We start from the raw sequence: 25,786 nt of genomic DNA, 5'->3' as shown, positions 1-25,786 counted from the left end.
TCCCGATGTCCGTCCGAGAACGCACGCGGGGGTGGTGCGCCCACCGCCGCCCGCCATCGCGCACCTCAGGTGCGGCGCATTCGTGGCCGCCGACGCGGGTAGGACCTCCTGGCAGAGGGCGGAAGCCGTTGCTCTAGGGGAATTGACCGAACATCAGCCGGCGTTTCCCTGGAGCTCCGACTCAAGTCCGACTCAAGCCCGGCTCGAGGCCGACTTGAGGCCGGTCCGGGCCTACAACCGGGCCGGTGTCACCGTCGGAGGCAGGTCGTAGGCTTGCCTGAAGACGTCGCGCAGGAGGCGAATCTTGACCCCACCGAAGCTGGTCCGACAGCCCGAGTACGAGTACCAGTCGCTGCGCATGCCGCGTGGTACGACGCGCAACGCGGCACGGCAGCTGCTCACCGAGCACGCCGAGTACGGACACTGGGAGCTGGACAGGCTACGGCTCTTCCCCGACGGCAGCCGCACGGTGCTGCTGCGCCGCCGGATCATCCGGCAGGTACGCAGCAGCTGGTAGCAGGTGGTAGCGGCGTGCGCGGTAGCTGGTAGCGGCGGGTAGTAGCTGGATAGTTGCGTGCGCGGTAGCTGGAACGGGAAGGCGAGGCGGGCCGGTCGCTCCCAGGAGAGCGCCGGCCCGCGTCGAACTCGGTCGGCCGCGATGTCCGTGCGGCCGCTACAGCTGCTGAAGGCGCAGCTCAGGCAGCCGTACGGGAGCGGCGGTACAGCACCCCGCCCGCGATCAGCAGCGCGAGTCCGGCCGGCGCGATCACATCGAGCCCCTGGGAGCCCGTGAACGCGAGCTGCTTGACCGCCGCCGGCGCCGCGGGCTGAGGGGCTGCGGCCGGCACACCGGCCGCCGGGGCCGCCACGGGCACCACGGCGGGCGGCGCAGGCGCGCGCGTGGAGCCGGTGGGCTGCGTCTGGGTCGGCGGAGTCTGCGCGGGCGGCGTGTAGACCGGCGGCGCGATGGGGGCCGGGGTGACGGGGGCGCTCTCGTGGTTGGCGCAGTCGTTGCCCATCACCGGGTTGAGCGCGCCGATCACGTCGATCGAGTTGCCGCAGAGGTTGACCGGCACGTCCACCGGCAGCTGGCCGGTGTTGCCCGAGGCGACGCCGGGCGAGTGCGAGCTGACCCCGGAGGCGGAACTGCCGCCGCTGGTCGAACTGCCGGCCGGCGTGTGGGAGACCGGTCCGCTCTGGGGGCCCGAGCTGCCGCCGCCAGGCATGGCGGGCGTGCCGGGGACACCGGGCACGCCCGGGGTGCCAGGCCAATTGCCCTGCTGGGGGCCACCGCCAGGACCGTTCTGGCCGCCCGCGCCGCCGGGGCCGCCGGCCTGACTGCCTCCGCCCTGCTGCCCGCTGCCCTGACCGCCGTTCTGGCCCCCGCCGTTCTGCGTGCCACCGTTCTGGCCGCTGCCCTGGCTGCCACCGTTCTGGCCGCCACTGTGCTGGCCGCCGTGCACGGATCCGCCGTGCGGGGAGCTGTTCCCGCACTGGTTCCCGTAAGCCGGGTTCAGCAGCCCGACCACATCGACCGTGTTCCCGCAGACGTTGACCGGCGCGTCCACCGGCACCTGCACGGTGTTGCCCGAGCCGACCCCCGGAGAGCCGACCGCCGCGCCGCTCGCATCCGCACTCGCGTACGCATAACCCGCCGTGGAGGCCAGCACGCTGCCGGTGGCCACCGCCGTAAGGATCCCTTTCCTGGCAACCTGTCGCATAGGTACCCCTGACATGTGATGGTCGGTATTTCCGACGAAATCCATTCCCGCCCACTGCCTAACGAGCCGGCTTCGAAAAGGTTGACCCGGACGGACGCGCCTCACCCGATCAGGTGGATTGAACAACGAAAAGGGCGCCCCGACCGGGACGCCCCTCTTTCGTGCATCATCAAACCGACTCACCTATGGTCAGATGTTCGGTTCAGATATATGGCCAGACGGTCGGTCAGACGTCGGTCGGACGTTTGACCGGACGGCTGGTCAGACGTTCTGGCAGCCGTTGCCGAAGGCCGGGTTCAGCACGCCGACCACGCTGATCGTGTTGCCGCAGACGTTCACCGGAACGTGCACCGGAACCTGGACGACATTGCCGGACACGACGCCGGGCGAGTGGACTGCGGCACCCTCGGCGCCGGCCCCGCCGTGCGCGGACGCGACACCCGCTCCGGCCAGCATCAGCCCACCGGCGGCAGCCGAGATGACGGCAATCTTCTTCGCGTTCATCTTTTCCTCCTGATCATCTGAGCAGCCCGGTCCCCGAGCCGCCATAGGAGTGAACGAGGACTCTGCCGAATGGGGTACGCCACTCACTCGGCATTCACTCGCAGCGGTGAGGTTTCGCTCTGATGAGCGACCGGGAAGAAGGGGGAAGAAACGATTCTTCAGAGGTGTATTTCGACGGCAACTCATCATCACCTCACACAAAAAGGCCCGCTCCGGGAGGTTCTTCAGTCTCCCGGAGCGGGCCCATCGCCAGGCCGTTCGCGTTCTGCCTACCTACCGCTCGACTACCGATCGGCTACCGCTCGACCTGCCCGGCGCTCGCACTCCGGGTGATCACGGTCCGGCTGATCGCACTCCGGGTGATCACGGTCGCGGTCAGCACGCGTCGATGAAGCGGTCGAGCACCCGCACGCCGAACTTCAGTCCGTCGACCGGCACCCGCTCGTCCACACCGTGGAACATCCCCGCGAAATCCAGCTCCGGCGGCAGCTGGAGCGGCGCGAACCCGAAGCAGCGGATACCCAGGTCCTGGAACGACTTGGCGTCGGTGCCGCCCGACAGGCAGTACGGCACCGCCCGGGCGATCGGGTCCTCGGCGCGCAGCGCCAGCTGCATCGCCTCCACCAGCGGGCCGTCGAAGCTGGTCTCGATCGCCTTGTCCGAGTGCACGCTCTCGCGCTTCACCCGCGGACCGAGCACACTGTCCAGCTCGGCGAGGAACTCCTCCTCGTAGCCCGGCAGGAAGCGCCCGTCCACATGCGCCGTGGCCTGCCCGGGGATCACGTTCACCTTGTAGCCGGCGCCCAGCATGGTCGGCTGCGCGGTGTTGCGCAGCGTGGTGCCGATCATCTTCGCGACCCCGCCGAGGATCCGCAGCGTCTCGTCCATGTTCTCCGGGTCGAGCGGCACCCCCAGCGCGTCCGACAGCTCGTCCAGGAAGGCGCGGACCGTCTTGGTGATCCGCAGCGGGAACTCGTGCCGCCCCAGCCGGGCCACCGCCTCGCACAGCTCGGTGATGGCGTTGTCGTCGTTCATCATCGACCCGTGCCCGGCCCGGCCCTCGACCGTGAGCCGCATCCAGTGCATGCCCTTCTCGGCCGTCTCGATCAGGTAGAGCCGGGTCTTGTCGTCCACGGTGAACGAGAACCCGCCGACCTCCCCGATCGCCTCGGTCACGCCCTCGAACAGCCCCGGGTGCTTGTCCACCAGGTACCGCGCGCCGTAGGTGCCGCCGGCCTCCTCATCGGCCAGGAACGCGAGCACCAGGTCACGCGGGGGCTTGCGCCCCGTCCGCAGCCGGTCCCGGACGACCGCCAGGGTCATCGCGTCCATGTCCTTCATGTCCACCGCGCCGCGACCCCAGACGCAGCCGTCCGCGATCTCGCCGGAGAACGGGTGGTGCGTCCAGTCGTCCGCGTTGGCCGGCACCACGTCGGTGTGCCCGTGGATCAGCAGCCCCGGCCGCGATCGGTCCTCACCCTCGATCCGCACCACGGTCGAGGCCCGGCCCTTGGCCGACTCGATGATCTGCGGCTCCAGCCCGAACTCGGCCAGCTGCTCCGCGACGTACTCGGCCGCCGCCCGTTCCCCCGGGCCCGACCCGTCGCCGTAGTTGCTGGTGTCGATCCGGATCAGATCGCGGCAGATATCGGCGACCTCCGACTCCCCGGTCACCCGCGACCCACCCGCCTGCTGCGCCTGCGACTCGACCACACCCACTCCTCCTCGTCCGCCCGACCCGGCACACGTCCGGCCGCCCCCGACCTCGCCGGGAACCGTCGAGCACCCTCCCGCTCATCCTCCCCCACGCCCTGCCCCACCCCAAGGAAATCCCCCCAGAACCTCTCCGAACCCTCCCGTCCACCGCCCGGCCACCCCCACTCCCCCAGGCTTTTGGGCCCCTGAGCCGATCTTTGCTACAGTTATGCATGTCAGCGAGGCCGCAAGCCCCGCAGACACCACCTAGTCCGGGTGGCGGAATGGCAGACGCGCTAGCTTGAGGTGCTAGTGCCCTTTATCGGGCGTGGGGGTTCAAGTCCCCCCTCGGACACCAGCAGATACCCTTGTTTATCAAGGGTTTTTTGCGTTTCCAGGCACTCGCGTGACCAACAGAGTTGATCTTGCCTGGACCAGGGCAGCGAGCCCGATCCGGCCGGCGCTTGAGGCCGCCGGCTTCTTAGCGCCTTCGGCGCGACGACGGCCGTACCTTGACCTGTGGGGCTCGGAAAGTCATCGTTGCTGGTCAAGCTGCGTATCGGTACTCGTTGATGACGCCGCCGAGGACACGGGTTCGCAGGAGCCTGCGGGCTTCGAGGTCATGTACGCCGGTGGTCTGCTCGTGGGCGTCGGGCGGTAGCTGCTTGCGGGCCCGGTGCGGCCGGTGCTCGTTGTAGTGCCGTTGACAGGCACCCAGAACCTGCCGAGCCTGGGCCTCGTTCACGATCAGAACGTGATCGAGGGCCTCACGCCGAATACTGCCGATCACCCGTTCACAGTGGGCGTTCATCCGGGGAGCTCGCGGCGCGCTCTTGATCACGTCGATGTCGTCAGCCTCGAAGACAGCGTCGAAGGACGGTCCGTACTTGCCATCGCGGTCGCGCACCAAAAAGCGCAGCGACTCGATACGCGTGCCGAAGTCCGCCGCGATGTTGCGGGGCTGCTGCACAGCCCAGTCCCGCGTTGGATGGGCGGGGCCGGTCCGTCGGCTCGTAGCGGACCGGCCCGGCGATCTGGCGACGCAGCACCGCGTTCTCGTGCCGAAGCACGAGCAACTCGGCATCCTTCGCGGTGTCGCGGCGCAACAGCACCCCCGGGGACGGACAACAGCTTGCGGGCCACCTTGTACAGCAGCGAGACGATCACCGGAGACAGTGCCAGCCGAGATCGCCCTACCACTGCCACCTGCAGCGATGACTTTCCGAGCCCGACAAGGTGTCGCAGGGCCGCGCGCCCGTCCACCGGGTGGGCGGCGGCCCGGATCAGCCGCGGCCCCAGGTCCCGGTGGACCAGATGGCACCGCCCGGGTCGCTGCGGCCCTGGAGGTAGACGACGACGTTGGCGTCGTCCTGCACCTTGAGGTAGGAGGACTCGCGCAGGTCCCCGCTCTGGCTGGACCAAAGCTGCCCGCCCGAGGTGCTGACGGTCAGTCGGCCGCCGCTGATCACGGCGTAGGCGCCGGGGTGGTTCCAGGTGCCGCTGGCCCACAGCACCGCGCCGTCGCGCTTGCGGTAGAGCACCAGGTTGCCGTCGGCCTGCATGACCAGCCAGACCGACGCCGACTCGGCATAGGTCTTGGACGACATCATGCCGGTCACGGTGTTGCCGTAGAGGGTGTTCGAATAGCCCTGCCAGTGGACACCGCTCATGCCCTCGACGGCGAGCGTGCCGTTGAGGATCCCGACGGTGCTGCCCGGGTTGCCCCAGGTCCAGGAGGACCAGAGGGCGCCGGCCGGGTCGCTGCGGCCCTGGCGGTAGACGACGAAGTTGCCGTCGGCCTGCATCACCGCGTAGGCCCCGGGATTGCCGTAGGTGCCGGAACTCCAGAGCGCCGGGCCGTGGTTGCCGTACGGGCCGACCAGGTAGAGCACGAGGTTGCCGTCGCCCTGCATGATGAGGGTCATCTCACCGTTCACCAGGCTCTGGCCCGGCTGCAGGGACTGACCCGACTGCAGAATCGACTGGTCCACCGAGGTGGAGCCGGTCGCCAGCATCGTGGTGGCCGCCGACGGCGCAGCCACGGCCGCGGGTGCTGCGGTCGCGAGCGCGGTCGCCCCGAGCAGGACGGCGGCGGCGGCGCGTCTGAGCGCCGCGGGTCTTCTGTCGCGTGTGGTTCGCATGAACATCCCCTCCGGAAGTTACTGATCCTTTTCTTACACCGTCGGGGTCGGACACCTGCCACCGGGCTCCCGGCGGCAGGTGTCCGCAGAGTGCGGCACGTCCCGTCCACTCGTTTCCATCGCCGGGACGGGCGCAACCGGGCAGGTCAGGAGGGGGTGATAGCCTCCTGGGGGCGCTTGAACATGCGGGTGGCGGTGATCTCGCCGTGGATGGCCGGGCCGTCCGGGTCCATCGAGAACCGGCTCCACTTCGTTCGTGACACCGCCTTCGCCGAGGACGCCTCGAAGATCCGCACCGGTTACCGCTCCGACAACGTGGCGACCCTGCGCAACCTGGCGATCACACCCTCCGCGTCGCTCCGGCGCGCGCCGCCTACCTGCGCGGCCTGCGCCGGCACGCCACCGCCAGCGGCTGGTGGCGCGGCCACGACGGCATGCTGCCCCGCCTGCTGCGCGGCGCCGTCACCCGCCGCGGGATCCGGGCACTGGACCGGATGGCGCCCTACGCCGTGTACCGCTCGCCCTTTGATCCGCGCACCCCCTATCCCGAGGGAGCTGCCACCAGGGCCGACGCCCCGCCCTTGCGGCAGGCGACCACCGGATCGTCGACGGGCGCCTGCACAGCTCCGAGGGGTTGCGAACTGCTCGTCGCGGTGCTCGGCAAGCTGCGGTGCAGCGGGTGCAGCCGTCTCTCACCCGTGCTGCCGGTCCGGTTCGCCGCCCCAGTTTGCCGCGCCGGCCCGGATCGCCCGCGACCTGGCCGCGCACGGTCCTCCTCCCGCGACCACGTGAAGATCCTCGGCGGCGAGCCGCTGCTGCACCCCCGCCTGCCCGAAGTCCTCGCGGCGGTCAGCGCCGTGCTCGGGCAGGCAGACCACCCGAGGCACGGTCGCGGCAGCAGCACTGAGCGGCTACCCGACATCGACCGGTCCGGCGATCTGCCGGGCCAGCCAGGCGGCGCCGTCGTCCGCCGGCGACGGCCGCGCCGCCGGGCGCCGGCCCACCCGCAGGACCAGGTCCAGGGCCTGCGCGATCGCGCCCGGGTCCGGCACCACCACTGCTGGCACGCCCGAGCGGGCCAGCTCCTGCACGGTGTTGTAGCCGCCGTGGGTGATCGCGGCCGTCGCGTGCCGGTACACGTCGTGCTCCGGCCCGACGTACGGCGCCACCCGGACCGGGCCGCGCAGACCAGGTGGGACGGTCACTTCGCCGCGGAGGTTCGGCCCGGTGAGGACCAGCACGTCCGCAGGCCGGGGGTCGTGGCGCAGCCCGTACGCCAGTACCGCGCGCAGCGCCACGTCGAGGAATGCGGGCGCGTCCGCGTGGCCGCCGCCGCCCGCGACCACGGCGATCCGCGGCACCCCGGCCTCTGGCGGCCAGGGCGAACGGGTGCCGAGCAGCCTGCGGACGACGTGCGGCATGCCGGTCAGGCGCACGCCGTGGGCGGTCTCGTCCCGGCCGGGTTCGCCCATCAGGTAAACGCGCTCGATCGCGGGTGCGTGCCGGGCCACCCAGGCGGCGGGGTCGGGCCGGTTGCGCTGGAAGCGGTGCACCAGGAGCTGCCGGCAACCGAGCCGGGCGACCCGCTCGTACAGCTCCCGCTGCACGGTGACGTCGCGCAGCACGGTGTCCCGTGGGGTCAGCGCCCGGACCACCAGGGCCTGCGCCAGCCGGTGGTCCACGCGCGGCTCGGTGCCGTGCAGGGGCTCGCCGACCAGGCTGTCGGCGTCGGTGGGCAGCACCACCTGCGGGAAGCCGTGGTCCGTCGTGAGCCCGCTGCTCGCGATCCGTCAGGAAGAGTGACTCCCAGCCGAGTTCCCGTAGTTCGGTGTGGACGGCGGCCAGCCGGGAGACATGGCCGAGGCCGCGACCTCAGGCGAAGGAGACGACCCGCTCACTCATCCGCCCGCCTCCGGTGCGAGTGCCCCCGGCACCGGCAGCGGCAGCGGCAGCGGCAGCGGCACCGACGGATCCTCCCGGACTCCGCGCAGCGCGGTCACCGTCGCGTACCCGGCGGCCAGCGCGGTCATATCGCCCGGCCGTCCCAAGGGCTCGGTCTCCCAGTAGGCCACCTTGACCAGCCCCGGCCCGACCTGAGCAGCCGTGAGCCGGACGGCGGGGTCGTCCGCCAGGCCAACGGCCCGCACACCGCGCAGCCGGTCCGGCGGCACGTTGGGCGCGTTGACGTTGAGGACGACCGCGGGCCCGCCTGGGCCGGCGGTGGGCAGGGCGACCGGCAGGACCTGGGCGAGGGCCAACAGGGCGGTCGACCAGTGCTGCCGAGGGCCGAGGTCGATCGAGACCGCGATCCCCGGGCGGCCGAACCGGGCGGCGGTCAGCGCCGCACCGACCGTGCCCGAGTGCAGCACCGAACTGCCCACGTTGGCACCCGGATTCACGCTCGCCAGGACCAGGTCCGGGGGCCCTGCCGAAGACGCCCTGGCAGGCCAGGGTGACGATCAGCGCAGGGGGTCCGGCCACGGTGTGGACCGGGACACCGCCCAGGCCGCTCATCGTGCGGGTGCCCAGCCGCACCAGGCCGTCCGCGGGCACCGATCGGCTGGTGCCGCTGCCGCTCGTCTCCCCCTCCGGCGCCGCGACCAGCACGTCCATGCCGCGGGCGAGGGCGAAGGCGGCCAGTCGGCGCAGGCCTTCCGCTTGTGCCCCGTCATCGTTGGTGACCAGTACGCGCACCGGGTTCCCTTCCGTCCTCGCGGTCATGGAGCCGTTCGGTCAGCCGCCGATCATCGACATGCTGCGGGCGGGCCGGACGAAGTCCGGGTGGTTGATCTTGTGGCCGGGCCACTTGTGCCACAGGGCCTCGCGCACCAGGCGTTCGAGTTCCGCGTCGTCCGCCCCGGCGCGCAGTGCCCCGCGCAGGTCGCGCTCTTCCAGCGCGAACAGGCAGACCCGGAACTGCCCTTCGGAGGTGATCCGCATCCGGTTGCAGCTCACGCAGAACGGCTGGGTGACGGAGGGGATGAAGCCGATCGAGCCGGGCACGCCGTCGGTGAAGCGGAACACACTGGCCAGCTGCAGGCCGTCGGCGGCCACCGGGGTGAGCGGGAAGACGGCGGCGACGGCCGCCCGGGTCTCCTCGGCCGGCACCACCTTGCCGCGCTCCCAGGACTGCTCGGCGTCCAGCGGCATGTACTCGATGAAGCGGACGTCGTAGCCGTGCTCGCGGGTGAGCCGGGCGAAGTCCACCGCCTCGTCGTCGTTGCTGCCCCGGATCACCACGCAGTTGATCTTGATCGGGTCGAAGCCGGCCGCCCGGGCGGCGGCCAGGCCCGCCGCATCCGCGCCAACGCGTCGCGCCTGGTCATCTCCTGGTACCGGTGGCGCAGCAGGGAGTCGTAGGAGCCGGTGACCCGGCGGCGTACAGCGGTTCGGCCAGGCGGTCGAGCAGCAGCCCGTGGGTGGTCATCGGGACGTCGAGGTCCGGGCCGAGCACGCAGATCCGGCCGACGATCTCCGGGAGCTCCCGGCTCACCGCCGGTGATCTTGAACTCGCGCACGCCGAGGCTGTGGAACAGCCGGGCGAGCCGCTCGATCTCCAGCACCGTCAGGATCTCGTCCCGGCCCAGCCAGGGCAGGCCCTCGGCCGGCATGCAGTAGGTGCAGCGCAGGTTGCACTTGTCAATCACGGAGATCCGCAGGTCGCCGGCGACCCGGCCGAGGGTGTCGACGAGCGGCCCCTCGGTGGGAGCCTGCCCGGGGTTGCGCCAGTCGGTGGAAAAGGTCATCAGGCTGGCTCCTCGGAGGAAAACGGTGCGCCGGTGTCGGGCAGGAGGTGGTGGAAGCGGTCGAGGACGTCCTGCGGGCCAAGCTCCGAGGCGTCCACGCGGTGGACCGGGACGCGCGTGGCGAGTTCCTCCGCCACGTCCTCGAAGCACTGCGCGACCAGGGCGACGTACCGGCTGGTGAAGATGCGCTCCAGCGTGCGGTTGCGGCGGCGCATCCGGCGCATGGGCACCTCGGTGCGGGCGGTGAGGTGGACCACGGCGGTCAGCAGGTGGTGGTAGCGGTAGTAGGCCTCGTACTGGTCGGCCGTCAGGTCGCCGTTCAGGTAGAGCGCCTTGGCGTAGGCGAGCGAACTGTGCACGTCCTGGTCGAGGACGCCGGCCCGGCCGGTGCGCAGGTTCTGCAGGACCCTCAGCAGCAGCGCCTCCAACTGGCAGAGCAGCGCGGCCGAGCTGTCGCCGCGCAGGTAGCGGGTGAGGTGGTTCTCCCGGCCCGGGCCCCGGGTGACCGGGACGATGTCCGGCACGTGCTCGATCCCCCTCTGCTGCGCGGCGAACCGGCGCAGCAGCGTGCTCTTGCCGACCGCGGGCGGACCGAGCACCACCACCGCGGCCGGCGCCTGCGGGCGGTCGAGCCGCGGCACCGTACCGATCAGCCGGTGCACGGTGCGCTCGATCACGGCGGGCGGTGGCCGGTCGTCGCCATGGGCGACCAGGGCGGCGGCCAGCTCCCGGAGCCGGACGGAGTCGTCCGGGGCGACGTCGCCGAGCTGTGCCAGCAGGACCCAGCGGTAGCCGGGCGGGGCCTGGTGGGCGGCGGCGGAGCGGACGGGCAGCCACCAGCCGAACACCCGCAGGTTGCGGGCACGGTTGGTGGCCAGAGAGGCTGTACCGCCGAACGAGGCGTTGAGTACGGCTGGTTGCCTGGCGTGCAACGCGACCCAGTCGAAACCGGCGATGGCCTGCGAGTCGCTGCCGTGGCCGTTGCAGTCGAGCACCCGGACGGCGACCAGGGTGGCCTGACGGGCGACACCGTAGGTGGCACCGCCGACCGTGCCGGCGAGATGGGTACCGTGGCCGTTGCAGTCCTGGCCGTTGCGTCCGTCCCGGACCGCGTCGAAGCCAGGGACCGCACGGCCGTAGCGGAACTCGCCGTGCCGATGCCGGAGTTGACGCGCCCCGAGTGCGCCCAGCACTCCCCCGCGGAGCACACCCGGGCGCGCTCGCTGTTCCCCGAGTCCGAACAACACCCCTGCGCGCTTGACTGACTGGGACAGACCGTCAAGCACCCCCTCGTCAGCAGCCGGTATACCGATCTCAGTGGCAAACTGCACCCTCGCCGAGCCGAGTTGCCCCTGCAGCGCTGTGATCTGATGACGAAGAGCCAGATCTCAACGTCCTTGTCACGATCGCTCAGCGGCAGCAAACGCAGCGCAGCGAACGCGTTCGAGATCATCAGGTACGTCAGGCGAAACCTGATAGGCGATCATCATGCCGCAGCACACAAACCCACGCCATGCGCCCGACCTGCACAGACGTCATTTCCGGCACCCACAGCATCACGACTCTGCTACCCAAGTGCCGCATGGGGTGGCCTTCGAGACACTCGGGTCTATTTTTGGCCGGAGGAGTTGATGAATGACTTTCGCGAGCTCCTTTTCTGCTATTGGCTTTGTGAAGTAAGCATCAGCCCCCGAATGCATACCAATTTTCCTTTCGCCTTGCACTTCGGCCTCGAAGGTTATGAATGGTAGATTCGAGAAGTGAGGAAGGTGTCTTATTTCCTCGATGGTCGAGTATCCCTCCCTCTGAACTAGTTGCATCTCTGCGATGACCAGCGCAATATCTCCTCGTTCGAGCGCTATAGCTGCCTCGGCGATGCTCTCGGCATACAGGACGCAGAGCCCAAGATCTTCCAGGAAGCCAGTGAGGGAGAAGACAGCCCGGATGTCTCCGTCGACAAGGATGACTCGCTCATCGTTGAATTTCACGCCCGCCGGCTCAGGTGCGGGCATAGGCAGAATCGCGGCAGGCTCCCTGAAGGCCGGGGTGCCACCAAGAAGCGAGCCTTGGGGCAGATGGAGCGGTAGATACAGGGTAAACGTGGAACCGTGACCCCGCTCGCTCTCAACGTGGATCTCGCCACCGAGCAGCCGAGCAATCTCGCGACTGACGGACAATCCGAGGCCTGTGCCGCCGCCGTAGAACCTCCCAGTGCCGACTTCAACCTGGGTGAAGGCTTCGAATATTTCTTGGAACTTGTCGCCGGGAATTCCTGGTCCAGTATCCGAGACCGAGAACGCAACAATCGGTTCACTCTGCATTGCCGCTTCACCTGCACCCCGCAACTGCTTCTGGACATGCAGCGGTATGTCTTCATTACCGGAATGGATCGAAAGTATTACGCTGCCCGTGCTGGTGAATTTGAACGCATTGTGCAGCAGATTTCGCAAAACTTGGCGGATGCGCTGTTCATCTGAGTGCAGTGCATCCTGAAGGCTCTCTGAAACCTGGATCGAGAAGTCAAGGCCGATGTCGGTAGCAAATGGCTGGAAGGTGTCCCGAACATAGTCGACTATCTTCTTAATGGGAGTACTTGCTGGGCGGACAGCCATCTTCCCAGCCTCGACTCGGGATAGATCGAGAATGTCATCTATGAGCTGCAGCAGGTCGGCACCTGAGCCGTATATGGTCTCGGCGAATTCGATTTCCTTCGAAGACAGATTGCCGTCAGTGTTATCAGTAAGAAGCTTGGCTAGGATCAGTAGCGACTGGAGCGGAGTTCGCAGTTCATGCGACATATTTGCAAGGAACTGGCTTTTATAGTGCGAGGCTAGCGTGAGTTGTTCCGCACGGGCCTCCAAGGTCCGCCTGGCTTCCTCGATCTCAGCATTCTTGATCTCAATGTCGGCATTCTGTCGGGCGAGCTGCTCGGCCTTCTCTTGCAGTTCGTTGTTCGTGTACTCAAGTTCCGTCTGCCGGGCTTCCAGCTCGGCTGACCGCATTGAGATCAGAGCGGTGAGTCGTTGCGACTCCATTAGAAGACCCTCTGTCTTGCTATTCACCGCGATAGTGTTGACTGACACAGCGATCGTGGCAGAAATCTGCTGGAGAAAGCTAAGCGCTGCGGCGCCGAAGGGCTTGGCCGATGCGAGCTCCAATACACCTAGCACTCGCCCCTCGTGAACGACCGGCAGCTCGACAAGCTGTGCTGACAGCAGCATGAGCTCCGTTGACCACTCCAAGTACCCCGGAGGAGTGTCCTGCACGATCACGGACTTCGTCTCCGCCGCCTTGCCAGCCGCTGTCTCGCCTGCCCGAATCATCACCTTCCTGCGTCCCGGGTGGTGGCCGTGGCGCGCCGCGAGACGAAAGAAGAGGCCTGAATCCCCTTGAGGTGCGCTGGCGGCAGCGATTATCTCTGGGACAGTGCGGGTGAGCTCCTCGAGCAGATAGAAGGATCCGTAGCCGGCAGACACTACCTGTGAGACCTCGGCGATCACGAGGGCGGCGGTGGCCTCAAGTTCTCGACGTCCCTGGAGTAGATTTGAGATGCGAGCCAGATTTCCAGAGATCCAGGATTCTTCACGCAGCTGTCGTGATTGTTCGACAAGTTTCTTCGTCCGACGTTCTGACTGGTCCAACCGTTCCTCAGTGGCCCGGTGGGCAAGGATGGCGGACTGGCTGCGTTCCACGAGTCCGATGATCTCCTCAGGTACATCAATGCCCCTCTCAGCCAGCCACCTCTCGGCCTCGGTGACACGCACCTCGGACAGGAAATCGGCTTCAGCGGCTCGCTCCTCCATGACGGCGAGCCAGCGCTGGAATTCAGCGTCCTCATCTACCCAGTCAGCAAGGCGCGCCCACTCGCGAATGAGTGCTTCATGGGCAATCTCGGCTGATCCTGGCCCCTCAGGGCCGATCACCACGAGCCGATGGTCGGCATGAGCGAGCGCCTCTGCGACCTCCCAATCGGTGCCAAGACGCTCGCGTCGAGCGACTACACGGACAGCACTGCTTGCGCCTCCGCGCGCTCGGGTCATCGCCAGGAGCACTCTTCGGATTCTTGAAGCTTCAAAGCTCTCCAGCACAGATGAGAAGACAATCTCAGCGTGCTGGTTGAGAGCCCCGGAAACCCCTCCGAGCTGATGGAATGAATCAAAGCTGATTTGCCGGCCATGCTGAAGTGGCCACAGTTCGGTCAGCGCAAATTCAAGCAGGGGAAGACCGCCAGGACCACGGCTAGCATCACGAGCGATCACCTCGGCCAGGCCTGGCACATATGTCACCCCTGCGGTCCTGGCAGGTTCGACAATTACACGAGCCAAGGCCCGAGCGTCCAATGGAGAGATGTTCAACTGCCGGTCCTGCAAGCGCGGACCAATATCTGAAAGAGCCAGTAGATCAGGAAGGAAATCCGCACGCAGTGTGCAGATCAACCGGACGTCAGCCGCAGCCTCGCGGCCATCCAGCGGCGGTAGTATCCGCTCTAGAAACTCTATATGACTGGCATCATCGGCTCGATTGCTAATGACTTCCTCGAACTGATCGCCCAACAGCGCTATACGCTTACCGGTCAGTAGTGCTATTTGCGATGCGACACGCCAGAAACCGTCACGCCGAAGCTGAGCCGAACGAGCCAGCATGTCATCAAGGGAGTAGGAGGTACCACCCCGTTCCACCTCAAGCAGTGCACGTGCGACAGCATCAAAAGGCGCGAAGCCGGGACGGAATGAAGCGACCGTCCATCCATCCTCCGCCAGTGCTGGGCGTAAGCCGGCAGCTACAACTGACGACTTGCCGACCCCGGACGGTCCGACGACGACTACGAGTGGTTTCGTCCTTACCATGGCTCGTAGGCGCGAAACCTCCTCTTCCCGACCAACGAAGAGTCCTTGTTCTGCGTCGGTAGCGGTGAAAGAACGCAGCCCGCGGTACGGGCACGGCGGTGGTGTGCTGTTGGCCAAGGCCTGAGGCCATGCAGCCCCCAGTTGCACTGAGGGCACCGCATATGCGTCGCCAGCCGTCCCGTCCCGGCTCGCGATGGACACCATGCCGATGACCGCGTCCCCCAGCTCATCAGTGATGACCACCGGTGAACCGCTGTAACCCGGCTGAGTCCGCAGTGCTGCGTCGAGTTCCGTGTCGAGCTGAATCAAGCCGCCACCGATTGCCCCGCGAAGAACGCAGCGGCTCCATCCTCCATGCACCCGCCCAGGTGGGTTTCCTGGGTATCCGAAAGCACTGGCCCTCACGTCTCGGAGCATGCCATGGTCAAAAAGCCGTGCTGGCCCGGCGCCGTTCGGCAGATTGTCACTGCCTACCAGCACGAGTCCGGCCACGTCACGGCCTGTCGATCCCACACGCGGAGGAGGATCCCACGCTTGGAGCCTGCAACTACGCAGGGGCGCTCCGTCCGAGTCGCCGACTAGCGGGAACTCGATCTGGATACGGACACTGTCCGCTGGACGATCCGTCGCTGCCTTCTCGCGGCCGAGGGCGGCGTTGATCACGTGGGCACAGGTCACGATCTGGCTGGCGCCGACCACGAAGCCAACGCCCACGGACTCCTCAGTGCCGATCTTCCGGACTCTGACGACGAAGCCTTCCCGACCAACCGACACCTCTTATGACTGCTTCCACTTCAGGCGTACAGCGAAGTTCACCTCAGCCGTTCCCTTGGCGATGATCACGTTGGTGTCGCCGCCGATCTTCAGCCCGAACTCAAGCTCGACCTCATCAGGGCTCAGTGACCGTACCGTCTCAATGACCCTCGCAAGCGTCGGCCTGACCTGCTCAAGAGCCTCCTCCAAGGAGACTCGTGCCCGCAGAACCGTGCCTCCGGCGCCAGCAGCAAGTTCGAGATCCGAACCCGCCAAGTAGCCATCAACCTCGAACACGGCAACCGATGAACTGCCGCTCTCCAGCTCCATAGCGAGTAGTTGTTCCATCGGCCCCCCAAGTCAGTTCTACCGGCCAACTCGCTGGCTGCCGCCGTAGACAACTACGATCGGCTGCGCACTGGCACCACAAGGATACGTTCTGCAGCGGGGTTACGACCTGAAAATCTGCCAGTTCAACCGAACGACAGGTAGGCACACCCTCGGAGTATCCAGGGGTAGCAGGTGGTCGGTGGGGTCCGTCCGGATGCTCCCTTCGCTCTTCCGTGAGCCATAGCTGCCCTGACTGCCGGTTGCCAACAGCCGTGGCCAGGCACGGTGTCGGCGCGATGGCCACCATGGCCGTCTATTCCCCGCGAGCGCGGGGGTGGTCCGGTCGGCTCTGGTTGCGGTCAGACTCATGCTCGGCGACGCCGGCAGGATCTACATCTTCGAATGCCGCCCCTGTCCCGACCACGCTACCGACCACCACTTCGACTGCCCTGACTCACCAGCGTGGGATTTGCCATCGCTCGAAGGAGCGAACCGGAGCCGCCTCCCTACCGCCACCGGCATGCTGCTACTGAGGTCACCCGGACTTCGATCGCTGTCGGCAGTCCTGCGATCATCGGGAAGCAGCCAGATCCAGCTCCCCCAACACCCCGGATCGCCGTCGGCTCACGGTCTGTGTCCGGCCTCGGACACATTTGACAGATGACCTGATCGGCTTGCCGATCAGGTCATCTGCCGTTTTACCAAGGCCCGGGAAAACGCCGGCTCACAGAGTCGCGTTGTGGTGCAGCTGGTTCATGGACCGGTGGGACCCTGTGCGCGTTGGTGAAGCTGGTCGGGCCTGCTGCGCCCCGTCCCTGTGTCCACCAACGCGATCGTCCGCATCGCGGTGCCGGACCGGCCCTCCGGCACGGCACCACGTTCTTGCGCTCCGCCAGCGGCAGAACCGTCGTTCCGGCTCAGGAAAGCCGGCTGTGTCCAGATCGCCTTCGAACTCGTCGGTCCTGGCAGGCGCGGCGAGTACCGGACCGGGTGAGTCGTTCAGTGACCCTCCGTGGCCGTGTGGGGCTCGGAACGTGAGCCCGGTTACGTCACTCCGGGTATCCACTACGTTCTGCCGTAGACACGGCCACCCGGCTCGGACTTCGGATGGAGCACCTGCGGCGGGGCCTCCTACTGCCCGGTGTCGTAGTCGGGGACCTTTGTCGGCCCTTCGAGGGCCGCTAAGAATGGGCGGGTCAAACTGCGCCGCCCGCCCCACAGCCGGGTGGCGCACTCCCCCATGTGGCTTCGAGGTGGGTCCGCCGATCCGACTACCGCTGCCGGCCCGTGCCGCGCCGGCTGACCCGAACCCACGGAAGAAGGTGTCCAGATGTCCGGATCAGCCCTTTTGGCAGGCGTCGCGCTCGGCGCGGCGCCAGTCGGCGTGACCGGCCGTGTCATGGCCTTCCTGGACTACTTCGCCGGGGTCTTCACCCTTCTCTCGCTGACCGCGGCGGTCGTATGCGGGCTGGCTGCCACCGACCGCCTGGTCCTGACGCCCCGGTTGCGGGTGGCCGTCCAGTCGGTGCACCGGGCAACCGCCGTCGCGGCCCTGGGATTCCTGGCAGTCCACATCACGGTCAAGGTCGCCGAGCACCATGCCGGCCCCCAGGACGCGGTGCTGCCCTTCACCGGCGGGAGCGCCCTCGCGGTCGGTCTGGGAACCGTCGCGGCCGACCTGCTCGTCCTGGTCGCGGCAACGGGCGCGCTCCGCGGGCGGTTCGCCGGCAGTCGGCACGCCTGGCTCTGGCGGGTGATGCACGCGGGCGCGTACGCCTGCTGGCCGATCGCGCTGGCCCACGGTCTGACCGCCGGACGCGCGGCGCACGCCTGGGTCCTGTGGGGGTACGGCCTGTGTGCGGCGCTGGTCGCCCTCGCCCTGATGGTGCGAGCCCTCTCCTGGCTGGGACGCCACCGGAGCATCGTCCGGCACCGACACCACTCGAAGGCGCACCGGCCCGGCGCACCACGCCCAGCCCTGCTGACCGCCACCTCCGCGGCGCCCGCCCCGGGCGCTCGGCCGACCGCGTGGGGCGGCCCGTCCGCCGCGCGGGCCGGGGCGGCGGCCTTCACCACGCCCAGGGGCCAACTGCCCCAGCAGCCACGGCACTCCGCGCCACCCGCACCCAGGCCCCTGGGCCTGGCCCAGCCCGGCGGTGGCCTGTGAGCGCCCGGCTCGAACCGCCGCAGGTGCGCGGGCTGGGGCCGGCGCGGCTGATCGCCGGCCTGGACCGCTTCCAGCGGCTCGACCTCGCCGCGCACACCCGCGTCCACCCGCCTCTCCCCCACGCCACCCGGGACACCCTGCTGGACCTGGCCGAGCGCGTCGACCTGCGCGGGCGCGGCGGCGCGGGCTTTCCGTTCGCCCGAAAGGCCCGGGCCGTGGTGGCCGTTGCCGACCGGACCGGGACGCGGCCGGTCATCGTGGTGAACGGCGCGGAGGGCGAACCCCCGAGCGCCAAGGACAGGATGCTGCTCGCCCGCGCCCCGCATCTCGTGCTGGACGGTGCCTGCCTCGCCGCGGCCGCCTTCGGGGCCGAGGAGATCGTGATCGGCGTCGCCGCCGGCAGCCCCGGTGAGGTCTCCATCCCCGCCGCCCTCGACGAACGCGACCTGCCGTGTCCGGCCCGGACCGTGTGCCTTCCCGAACGCTTCGTCGCCGGCGAGTCCGGCGCACTGATCCGCGGCGTCAACGGGCTTCCGGTGCTGCCTCCCACGGTGAAGGCTCGCGCCGCCGACGGCGGAACCGCAGGTGTTCGGCGGCGCCCCACACTGCTGTCCAACGCCGAGACCTGGGCGCAGCTCGCCGTAGCCGCCCGGCTCGGCCCCGCGGGGTACGCCGCCGTCGGCACCACCACCGAGCCCGGCACGGTCCTGCTGACGGTCAACCGCCCCGAGGCAGGGCCACTGGTTGTCGAGGCCCCCTCCGGCACGCGGCTGGGAGAAGTACTGGACGCGTGCGGGCTCCTGCCCGGCGACGGCGTGCTGGTGGGCGGCTATCACGGCGGCTGGTTGAACCCGGTGGACGCCGTTGGCGCACCGCTCTCGCGCACGGGTCTCGCCGAGCGCGGCGGCACCCTCGGCGCCGGCGCGATCGTCGCACTCCCTGCCGCCACCTGCCCGCTCGGCGAGATCAGCCGGGTTGCGGCCTGGCTGGCGAGCGAGTCGGCCGGGCAGTGCGGACCCTGCAAGCGCGGGCTGCCCGACGCCGCCGAGGCCCTCACCACGCTGACCACGGGCGCCGGCGGACCCGCGGCACTGGAGGACGTGCGGCGCACCCTCGGCGGCGCACGAGGCAGCGGCGCCTGCTCGCACCCCGACGGCACGGCCCGCTTCGTGCTGAGCGCACTCGACGTGTTCGCCCGGGACGTCGAGGCCCACGCCGCCGGCCCCGGGTGCGGGCGGCCGGTCCTCGGCCTGCTGCCGCTCCCCCACCACGAAGGCACCCGCCTGGAAGTGGACTGGTCCCGCTGCGCCGGGCACGGACTGTGCGGTGTACTGGCTCCCGGCCTCGTCCGGCTCGGCCCGCACGGCTTTCCCCTGTCGACCAGCATCCCCGTCGCCCCCTGGCAGGAACACGACGCCCGCCGTGCCGTGAACCAGTGCCCCGCACTTGCCCTGCGCACCCACCGCCCCAAGCGGATGCACGGTCGATCCCGGTGAGCGCCGGTCGGAGCACGACGAAGACGTAGCTCTCCTGGCTGGGCTGGGGCTGGGCCGGGCTTGGGCCGGGCTTGGGCCGGCCCAGCCCAAGCCCGGCCGACGCCTGCGTCGCGGCGGCCTACGGGCGCAGGTCCCCCTGCAGGTCCGACAGCGGTTCGTCGAGCAGGAGTTCCTCCTCGACGCGGATGCCATGGCGCTCGATGGCGTCGCGCAGGGGCGGGTCCCACGGGGTCGGCGGCGGGCTGCCCGTGGTCAGCGGAGTGCCGAGCCCACCGCGGACGGTGGCGAGGTACGCGCAGTGGTCGTAGCGCCAGGGGACCGCGCCGGGCAGGTTCAGCACGTCCGCGGCGATGCGGACGCCGCCCCAGTCGAAGTCCCCGTGGTAGGCGAGACGGGTGCCCCGGGCGGCGAGTCGGCCGAGCAGGGTGCGTGCGGCCAGCGAGACCGTGCCGGCGGCCACGCCCGCGCCCTGGCGAAGTTCACCGGCCACGTCCTCCGGACGCAGGTGGACGATGAACCGCTCCCGGGCCTGCGCGAACACGCCCAGCACCTGCCCGTACAGCTTGGCCTTCGGCGCGCTCAGGTGGGCGAAGGGCTGTGGCGGCGGTGCGGCGGTCACCTGCCCGAGTATCCCGGAGAGTTCACCGCTGCCGGCCCGGATTCGGAAGTCCTCCTGTGTACGACCTGACTCGGCGGGCAGCCCACGCCGCTCCGGCAGGGGGTTCGGGTCCCCTTACGATGACCGCCATGAACACAGGGGGACCGAACACCCAGCTCATCGATGGCCGCTTCGAGCTCCTTCGGCGGCTCGGCGGCGGAGGCATGGGGCTGGTCTGGCAGGCCCGCGACACCGCGCTGCACCGCGAAGTCGCCATGAAGGAGGTACGGCCGCCCGATCCGGCGTTGCTCGGCGGCGACCCGAAGGCCGCGCGCGTGGTGCGTGAGCGGGTGCTGCGCGAGGCCCGGTCGCTGGCACGGCTCAACAATCCACACGTGGTGACGATCTATCACATCGTCGATCTGCCCGAGTTCCCGCATCCGTGGCTGGTCATGGAGCTGGTGACCGGTGGCTCGCTGGACGACCGCCTGGCCCGTGGCCCGTTGTCGCCGGCCCGAGCGGCCCGGCTCGGCCGGGGCGTGCTGTCCGCGCTGAGCGCGGCACACGCGGCCGGTATCCAGCACCGCGACGTGAAGCCCGGCAACGTCCTGCTGCGGCCCGACGGCACACCGGTGCTCACCGACTTCGGCATCGCCACGCTCCCGGAGTCGACCAGTCTGACCACGACCGGGACGTTGATCGGCTCACCCGACTACATCGCTCCCGAGCGGATCCGCGGTGAGGAGGGCAACCCGGCCTCCGATCTCTGGTCGTTGGGGATGATGCTCTACGTCGCGGTCGAGGGACACCACCCGCTACGGCGCGCCACCAGCCTCGCCACGCTCGCCGCCGTGCTCGACGAGCCGATCCCGGCGCCCGTGCGGTCCGGACCGCTGGGCCCCGTGCTCCGTGCCCTCCTGGTCCGGGATGCCGCGGCCCGCCCGGACGCCGAGCAACTCGACCGGCTGCTCGCCGCAGCCGAAACGGCGGCCCGACCAACGGCCCGACCAGCGACCCGGCCAACGGCCGAAGGAGCGGCCGAGGGAGCGGCCGAGGGAGCGGCCGGACCGGCGCAGCCGACAGCCGAGACCGTGCGCGCCTCGATAGACACCGTGCGGTTGAACAACACCCGCCCGGTCCCCCCGTCTGCGACGCGGCTCGACGACGTACGCCCTGGGACGGTCAAGGCCCGCCCGGCCTGGAGCCACTCCAAGCGCAAGGCGGTCCGGTCCAGCTGGTCCGCCGCCGCAGTGCTGGCCGCCGCCGTGCTGTGGACGGTGAACTACGGCTACGGGCAGGGAAATCCGTCGAACGACAAACCGGTCACCGCCTCTCCCGAGCACCCGGGGCTGATCACCCCGCAGGGCGCGCGCTCGGTGATCCAGGCGATGAGCCCACAGCTGGGAGGCACTCGGGTCGTGGAGTTCTGGCTCTCCGCGGACAACGCGTACGCCCGTGCGCCCGTCCCGGGGAACCCGGGGCTCTACGACAAGTTCACCTACCGGGGCGGCAAGACCACCCGCGATCCGAACGGTGGCGGCACCATGTCCGACCAGGGCGACGTGCTGGACCTCGACGCCGTCGCCTGGGACAAGCTTCCCGGGCTCCTGCAACAGGCCTACACCACCCTCGGCATCGCCCACCCGACCGACGAGTACGTCATCGTGCAGAACAGCGTGTACACCTCGGGGCAGGCCATCATGGTCTACGTCAAGGACGCGTACGGCTCTGCCTACCTGTCGGCGGACCTCAAGGGCGAGGTGCAGCGGACCAATCCGCGCCAGTGACCGGGTGCGGCCGGGTTCGCAGCAGGCCCGGAGCAGGTTAGGTAGTTCTACCGATGTCCCCGTGCGCGATCTTCGGGAGCATGGTCGTACGGCGTCGAGGCGAGATCCACTCAGCGCTCCGCCGGGACCGGCGTGCCATCAGCTGACGTTCCCGGCCATCGCCGACCCCTGACAGAGTGAACGCGGAGAAACGCAACGCATGGGTATTTTCGGCTCGATCAAGGGCCTTTTCACGTTCAGCTACAACACCCTGGCCGACGCACCGGCGCTGACCACCGAACAGGAACGCGGTCTCGCGCTCGGTGCGGTGTACGCGCTGGAGGGCGATCTGCCGATCAACGCCCTGACGATGGAGGCCGACGCCAAGACCGCCGCCAAGGTGCTGCGGGGCCCGTGGGGCGTGGTGGACGCCGAGTCCGCCCGGGAGACCTACCGTTACCTGATCGGCTCCGGGCACCGGGGCTACTACCAGCTGGTGCGTCCGTACTTCGAAGAGCTCGGGAACGCGAAGAAGCGCAGCGAGTACGTCGCCGTCCAGCGGCGCGGGGCACAGGAGTTGCCCGAGGTGGCGCTGCAGTACGAGCTCGCACCCGAGGACGTGCTGCGCTACTTCGGCGGCTACGCCAGGACCATCTACGAGGTGCGGCGCAACCTTCCCGAGCAGCTCCCGAAGTCGATCGCCGGCTGGGACGCGGCCCGCGTCGTTCACGTCAGCCGGCTCTTCCTGGACGCCGGATTCCTCCAGCCGGACGAGGCCTGGGCAGCGATCGCGCAGGCCGTGCAGCTCGCGCGCGCCGAGCACTCGTCCTGGACCGAGTTCAACAGTGGCTTCATCTTCGGGCGCGCGTTCTGGCAGATGGGCATGGGGGGAGCGGACGCGGAGAAGATCGCGCGGGACGTCTCGATGTTCCAGCTCAATTCCGAGCGCCTGCTCACCCGTGAGGACAGCCCCTGGGCCCGGCTCGCCTGGTAGCCGCCCGCAGCGGGCTGGTCCGTCCCGTCCTCGTCCGGGACCAGGCTCGGTCCCGATGCTGGACCGACACGGCTCCACCGCACGGCGGTTGGCCGGCCGGGTCAGGCGCTGTCGGGGGTCGCGCCGAGCACGGCGTGGGTGAGGCTCGCCCGGTTGGGCACGCCGACCTTGCGATAGATCCGGCCCAGGTGACTGTCGACCGTACGCACGCTGAGCACCAGGGCCTCGGCGATCTCGCCGCTGGTCATGCCGGTGCTGACGAGGCCGGCGATCTCTCGTTCCCGCGCGGTGAGCGCGGCCAGCGCGTCCGGGAGCGCCGGGGCCCCGGTCCCCGCGGTGTGCGCGGCGAGCCGACCGCGCTGGTGGGCGACCTGCTCGGCCAGTCGGGCCGAACCGCACTGGTGGGCCAGCAGCGCCGCCCGGTCCAGGCGGTCGGCCACCTGCTCGCTCTGTCCCGCGTCCAGGGCGAGTGCGGCTGCCGTGAGCAGGGTGCGGCCGACCTCGATACGCTCACCGCCTGCGGCGAAGTGCGCGATCGCCTGCTGCGCGCCGAGCAGGGCCCGCTCGGTCTCCCCCCGGATGGCGTAGGCCCGCATCCGCGCGCGCAGGGCGAAGCCGAGTCGACTCGCGGAGGGGAGCTGTTCGACAGCACGCTCCGCAAGCCGCGCCCAGTGCTCGACCGAGGCCCGATCGCCCTCGGCCAGGGCCGTCTGTGCCAAGGTGTCGCAGAAGCGCGGTCGGCGCCAGGTGGTGAGCCGGGGCAGCTCGGTGCCACCCGCCGCGTCCAGGAGCAGCCAGCCGGCGCGGGTCGGGTCGCCGGTGAGCAGGACGAGGTCCGCAGCCAGGCAGCGGACGCCGACGGCCCACCCGGGCGTCTCTCCGTCGGCGATCGCCTGGGCCCGGTCGGCCAGCGCGAGGACCTCCTCCAGGTTCTCCGCGCCGCCCAGCCAGAGCAGCGCCTCGGAGCGGAACACCGCCAGGCCGGCCCGGGTCGCGGGGTTGCCGGCGCGTTCGACGAGCGGGGCGGCCTCGTCGAGGGTCGCCAGTGCGCGGCGCAGGTTCCCGGCCCGCAGCTGGGTGTTGGCCAGGCTCATCAGGGTCATGGGCCGGACATACGTCTGCCCGGTTCGCCGGGACAGCGCCGCGCCGCGGGCGAGATGGCGCTCGGAGTCGGTCAGCTGCCCCAGCATCCCCTCGGCCATACCCAGTTGGTAGGCGGCCTCCAGGTTGGCCAGCAGGGTGGCGTCCGAGGTGGCGTCGATGAGTTCGGCCGATCTGGCCACCGTCGTCAAGGCGGTGGCCAGATCGGCGGTGAACAGGTAGGCCAGCGAGGCCTGGGCCAGGGCGTTGGCCTCACCGACTCGGTCATGGTGGCGGCGCGCGATCGCCGCGCCCGTCTCGGCGTGCTGGAGGGAGGTTGCGAAGTCCTGGAGGTCGTAGGTGTAGTCGGCGAGTTCGGCGTGCAGGGCGGCGGCCGTCGCGGAGTCCTGGTCGGCCAGGGCCGTGAGCCCGGCGCGGGCGATGGCTCCGGCTTCGGTGAAGCGGCCGAGCCGTCGTTCGACCCGGCTGGCGTCGGCCAGGGCGGTCGGGGCACTGCTCTGGTGCGAGGGCTGTCCGGGCCCGGCGGTCCGCAGGGCGTCGAGAAGCGCGCGGCTCTGCGGTGCGTCTCCGGTCAGCAACCGGGTCTGGGCGAGCAGGACGCGCGCCTCGTGCCAGTGCGGCTCACCCTCGCGGAGCAGGGACAACGCGGCCTGCAGGTACTCGGCCGCGGCGGCGGGCGAGCTGTGCAGCGAGTCGCGGGCGGCGGCGATCAAGGTCGTCACGTGCTCCGGCCGGCTCGGGTCGGCGGCCCGTACCACGTGGTGGGCGCGCCGGGCGATCGGCGCCGCCCGCTCGGCCAGCGCGAGTTCGGCGCTGCGGTGCAGGGCGAGCCGGCGGCTGGGTTCGAGTCGCTGGTAGACCACCTCGCCGACCGCGCGGTGGCGCAGCATCAGCTGGGGCGCGGGGTCGGCCGGCCTGACCAGGTCGAGGCGGGAGAGGGCGTCCAAGGCCCGCATGGTCGCGGCCGTCTCCAGGCCGGCGACCGCGGCGAGCAGCTCCGGGTGGCACGGCTCACCGAGCACCGCCGCGGTCTGCACCACGGCGAGCGCGGTGCGGTCCAGATCGGCCAACTCACCGAGGACTGCCAGAGCGGCGTCAGCGCTCGCCTCGCCCTTGGTGGCCAGGACCTTGAGGTACTGCGGATTGCCCAGGCACGCGCGGTGGACCTCCTCGGCGTCGGGGTGGTCACCGAGCAGCGCGAGGGCCTGTTCGCGGGAGAGCGGTCCCAGGTGCCACACCTCGAGCCGGCCCGTGGACGCGGCGCGGGAGAGCACGGCGGCCAGCGCGGGCGAGAGCTGGCGCTGCCGGTAGGCCAGCAGGCAGAGCACCGGACCGGTGGCGACCGTGTGGAGCAACCGCTCCACGCCCGGAATCTGATCGGCCGCCAGCTGATGCAGGTCGTCCATGGCCACCAGGGTGGCCGTACCGTGCGCCACCTGCTCGTGCAGGTCGCAGCAGCCGTCCGCCGACGGGCGGGCGCCAAGGGGTGTGGGGGCGTCACGGGGCGGGCGGGCATCGCGGGACGTGGGCGCGTGCTCGCCGTGTGTCATGTGCTCGCCGTGTGCCATGAGCACCCGGACTCCGGCGGCCCGGGCGTACGCGGTCGCCGTCAACATCAGCGCGCTCTTGCCGATGCCCGGCTCCCCGACCAGCGCGATCGCACGCCCTCGGCCCGAGGTGAGCTCACCCAGCGCCGCCAGCACGTCCTCGGCCTCGGCCTCCCGGCCGACCAGCCGAGGAACACCGGCGGCCACCGGACGGGGCAGCGGTGCCACCTCGCGGAGCGCGGGAAGTGCGCAGGCATTCGCCCCGGTGCGGCCGGCGAGGAGGTCGTCCGTCCGACCCGCCCACGCCGGTGAGACCTCAGGCCGTGAGCCATGACTCCACAGATCGTCAGACATGAACGGCACAGTAGTCGCCCCCGCCG

The 25,786-nt window shown here is 69.8% G+C and carries 21 protein-coding genes, 1 tRNA gene and 1 pseudogene; 6 read left to right on the top strand and 17 right to left on the bottom strand.

Going from position 1 to position 25,786, the window contains the following annotated elements:
- Positions 1-319: 319 nt before the first annotated feature.
- Entirely contained in the window at positions 320-517 is a 198-nt protein-coding gene (locus ACFZB9_RS19800) for a DUF5703 family protein (RefSeq protein ID WP_221521849.1), read from the top strand.
- Positions 518-695: 178 nt separating this feature from the next.
- On the opposite strand, the gene ACFZB9_RS19795 is transcribed toward ACFZB9_RS19800, so the two are convergent.
- The 3 genes from ACFZB9_RS19795 to ACFZB9_RS19785 all read right to left on the bottom strand — a co-directional run bounded on the left by ACFZB9_RS19795 (position 696) and on the right by ACFZB9_RS19785 (position 3,938).
- Positions 696-1,685 (bottom strand): chaplin, encoded by a 990-nt coding sequence (locus ACFZB9_RS19795; protein ID WP_391448788.1) that lies wholly within the window; start codon positions 1,683-1,685, stop codon positions 696-698.
- Between the two features lie 297 nt (positions 1,686-1,982).
- Positions 1,983-2,225 (bottom strand): chaplin family protein, encoded by a 243-nt coding sequence (locus tag ACFZB9_RS19790; RefSeq protein WP_391448786.1) that lies wholly within the window; start codon positions 2,223-2,225, stop codon positions 1,983-1,985.
- Positions 2,226-2,600: 375 nt separating this feature from the next.
- Positions 2,601-3,938, bottom strand: coding sequence for a M20/M25/M40 family metallo-hydrolase (locus ACFZB9_RS19785; RefSeq protein ID WP_391448785.1), 1,338 nt, complete (start codon positions 3,936-3,938; stop codon positions 2,601-2,603).
- Positions 3,939-4,190: 252 nt separating this feature from the next.
- Here ACFZB9_RS19785 and ACFZB9_RS19780 point away from each other — a divergent pair.
- Positions 4,191-4,278, top strand: a tRNA-Leu gene (locus ACFZB9_RS19780).
- Positions 4,279-4,467: 189 nt separating this feature from the next.
- On the opposite strand, the gene ACFZB9_RS19775 is transcribed toward ACFZB9_RS19780, so the two are convergent.
- The 12 genes and pseudogenes from ACFZB9_RS19775 to ACFZB9_RS19720 all read right to left on the bottom strand — a co-directional run bounded on the left by ACFZB9_RS19775 (position 4,468) and on the right by ACFZB9_RS19720 (position 15,737).
- A complete protein-coding gene (locus ACFZB9_RS19775) occupies positions 4,468-4,890 on the bottom strand; it encodes an integrase core domain-containing protein (RefSeq protein WP_391448784.1) in 423 nt (140 codons plus the stop codon).
- Between the two features lie 313 nt (positions 4,891-5,203).
- Entirely contained in the window at positions 5,204-6,061 is an 858-nt protein-coding gene (locus tag ACFZB9_RS19770) for a hypothetical protein (protein WP_391448782.1), read from the bottom strand.
- 146 nt (positions 6,062-6,207) lie between these two features.
- On the bottom strand, positions 6,208-6,357 hold the full coding sequence (locus ACFZB9_RS19765; RefSeq protein ID WP_391448780.1) for a hypothetical protein: 150 nt from the start codon (positions 6,355-6,357) through the stop codon (positions 6,208-6,210).
- A 396-nt stretch (positions 6,358-6,753) separates the two neighbouring features.
- Positions 6,754-6,939 (bottom strand): hypothetical protein, encoded by a 186-nt coding sequence (locus tag ACFZB9_RS19760; RefSeq protein ID WP_391448778.1) that lies wholly within the window; start codon positions 6,937-6,939, stop codon positions 6,754-6,756.
- Between the two features lie 33 nt (positions 6,940-6,972).
- Complete coding sequence (locus tag ACFZB9_RS19755; RefSeq protein ID WP_391448776.1) at positions 6,973-7,803, bottom strand: glycosyltransferase; 831 nt, start codon at positions 7,801-7,803, stop codon at positions 6,973-6,975.
- 156 nt (positions 7,804-7,959) lie between these two features.
- Complete coding sequence (locus tag ACFZB9_RS19750; RefSeq protein ID WP_391449029.1) at positions 7,960-8,475, bottom strand: 5'/3'-nucleotidase SurE; 516 nt, start codon at positions 8,473-8,475, stop codon at positions 7,960-7,962.
- Positions 8,476-8,500: 25 nt separating this feature from the next.
- Positions 8,501-8,782: pseudogene (locus tag ACFZB9_RS19745) on the bottom strand (5'/3'-nucleotidase SurE); the annotation flags it as partial.
- A 12-nt stretch (positions 8,783-8,794) separates the two neighbouring features.
- Entirely contained in the window at positions 8,795-9,301 is a 507-nt protein-coding gene (locus ACFZB9_RS19740) for a hypothetical protein (protein WP_391448774.1), read from the bottom strand.
- Positions 9,295-9,807 carry a radical SAM protein gene (locus ACFZB9_RS19735; RefSeq protein WP_391448773.1) on the bottom strand — a complete coding sequence of 171 codons (513 nt, stop codon included), beginning with the start codon at positions 9,805-9,807 and terminating at the stop codon, positions 9,295-9,297. Before ACFZB9_RS19735 ends, ACFZB9_RS19740 begins: the two co-directional genes overlap by 7 nt.
- Complete coding sequence (locus ACFZB9_RS19730) at positions 9,807-11,015, bottom strand: deoxynucleoside kinase (RefSeq protein WP_391448771.1); 1,209 nt, start codon at positions 11,013-11,015, stop codon at positions 9,807-9,809. The genes ACFZB9_RS19735 and ACFZB9_RS19730 overlap by 1 nt, the downstream gene beginning before the upstream one ends.
- Before the next feature lie 348 nt (positions 11,016-11,363).
- A complete protein-coding gene (locus ACFZB9_RS19725) occupies positions 11,364-15,353 on the bottom strand; it encodes an ATP-binding protein (RefSeq protein WP_391449027.1) in 3,990 nt (1,329 codons plus the stop codon).
- 78 nt (positions 15,354-15,431) lie between these two features.
- Complete coding sequence (locus ACFZB9_RS19720) at positions 15,432-15,737, bottom strand: CU044_2847 family protein (RefSeq protein ID WP_391448769.1); 306 nt, start codon at positions 15,735-15,737, stop codon at positions 15,432-15,434.
- Positions 15,738-17,067: 1,330 nt separating this feature from the next.
- Here ACFZB9_RS19720 and ACFZB9_RS19715 point away from each other — a divergent pair.
- Both ACFZB9_RS19715 and ACFZB9_RS19710 read left to right on the top strand, forming a co-directional pair.
- The gene (locus tag ACFZB9_RS19715; protein WP_391448768.1) at positions 17,068-17,904 is read left to right on the top strand and encodes a hypothetical protein; all 837 of its coding nucleotides are present in this window, start codon (positions 17,068-17,070) and stop codon (positions 17,902-17,904) included.
- Positions 17,901-19,400, top strand: a complete 1,500-nt coding sequence (locus ACFZB9_RS19710) for an NADH-ubiquinone oxidoreductase-F iron-sulfur binding region domain-containing protein (RefSeq protein WP_391448767.1) — start codon at positions 17,901-17,903, stop codon at positions 19,398-19,400. The genes ACFZB9_RS19715 and ACFZB9_RS19710 overlap by 4 nt, the downstream gene beginning before the upstream one ends.
- A 118-nt stretch (positions 19,401-19,518) precedes the next feature.
- On the opposite strand, the gene ACFZB9_RS19705 is transcribed toward ACFZB9_RS19710, so the two are convergent.
- Positions 19,519-20,019, bottom strand: a complete 501-nt coding sequence (locus tag ACFZB9_RS19705) for a DUF2397 family protein (protein WP_391448766.1) — start codon at positions 20,017-20,019, stop codon at positions 19,519-19,521.
- A 128-nt stretch (positions 20,020-20,147) separates the two neighbouring features.
- On the opposite strand from ACFZB9_RS19705, the gene ACFZB9_RS19700 reads away from it, so the two are divergent.
- Both ACFZB9_RS19700 and ACFZB9_RS19695 read left to right on the top strand, forming a co-directional pair.
- Positions 20,148-21,785, top strand: a complete 1,638-nt coding sequence (locus ACFZB9_RS19700; protein ID WP_391448764.1) for a serine/threonine-protein kinase — start codon at positions 20,148-20,150, stop codon at positions 21,783-21,785.
- Between the two features lie 199 nt (positions 21,786-21,984).
- Positions 21,985-22,758, top strand: a complete 774-nt coding sequence (locus tag ACFZB9_RS19695) for a DUF1266 domain-containing protein (protein ID WP_391448762.1) — start codon at positions 21,985-21,987, stop codon at positions 22,756-22,758.
- A 101-nt stretch (positions 22,759-22,859) separates the two neighbouring features.
- Here the strand turns inward: ACFZB9_RS19695 and ACFZB9_RS19690 are convergent, their stop codons facing one another.
- On the bottom strand, positions 22,860-25,760 hold the full coding sequence (locus ACFZB9_RS19690; protein ID WP_391448761.1) for a LuxR C-terminal-related transcriptional regulator: 2,901 nt from the start codon (positions 25,758-25,760) through the stop codon (positions 22,860-22,862).
- Between the last annotated feature and the right edge of the window lie 26 nt (positions 25,761-25,786).

The sequence above is a fragment of the Kitasatospora sp. NPDC008050 genome (assembly GCF_042957465.1).
Lineage (GTDB): Bacteria > Actinomycetota > Actinomycetes > Streptomycetales > Streptomycetaceae > Kitasatospora.
The sequence above is the reverse complement of the archived record's forward strand: the minus strand, read 5'-3'. Positions and strand labels throughout refer to the sequence as shown.

What these genes read in the sequence shown, in the direction of transcription:
- ACFZB9_RS19790 (WP_391448786.1), bottom strand. Translation starts at nt 2,225, where the DNA reads ATGAACGCGAAGAAGATTGCCGTCATCTCGGCTGCCGCCGGTGGGCTG.
- ACFZB9_RS19770 (WP_391448782.1), bottom strand. Translation starts at nt 6,061, where the DNA reads ATGCGAACCACACGCGACAGAAGACCCGCGGCGCTCAGACGCGCCGCC.
- ACFZB9_RS19735 (WP_391448773.1), bottom strand. Translation starts at nt 9,807, where the DNA reads ATGACCTTTTCCACCGACTGGCGCAACCCCGGGCAGGCTCCCACCGAG.
- ACFZB9_RS19720 (WP_391448769.1), bottom strand. Translation starts at nt 15,737, where the DNA reads ATGGAGCTGGAGAGCGGCAGTTCATCGGTTGCCGTGTTCGAGGTTGAT.
- ACFZB9_RS19715 (WP_391448768.1), top strand. Translation starts at nt 17,068, where the DNA reads ATGTCCGGATCAGCCCTTTTGGCAGGCGTCGCGCTCGGCGCGGCGCCA.
- ACFZB9_RS19700 (WP_391448764.1), top strand. Translation starts at nt 20,148, where the DNA reads ATGAACACAGGGGGACCGAACACCCAGCTCATCGATGGCCGCTTCGAG.
- ACFZB9_RS19695 (WP_391448762.1), top strand. Translation starts at nt 21,985, where the DNA reads ATGGGTATTTTCGGCTCGATCAAGGGCCTTTTCACGTTCAGCTACAAC.
- ACFZB9_RS19690 (WP_391448761.1), bottom strand. Translation starts at nt 25,760, where the DNA reads ATGTCTGACGATCTGTGGAGTCATGGCTCACGGCCTGAGGTCTCACCG.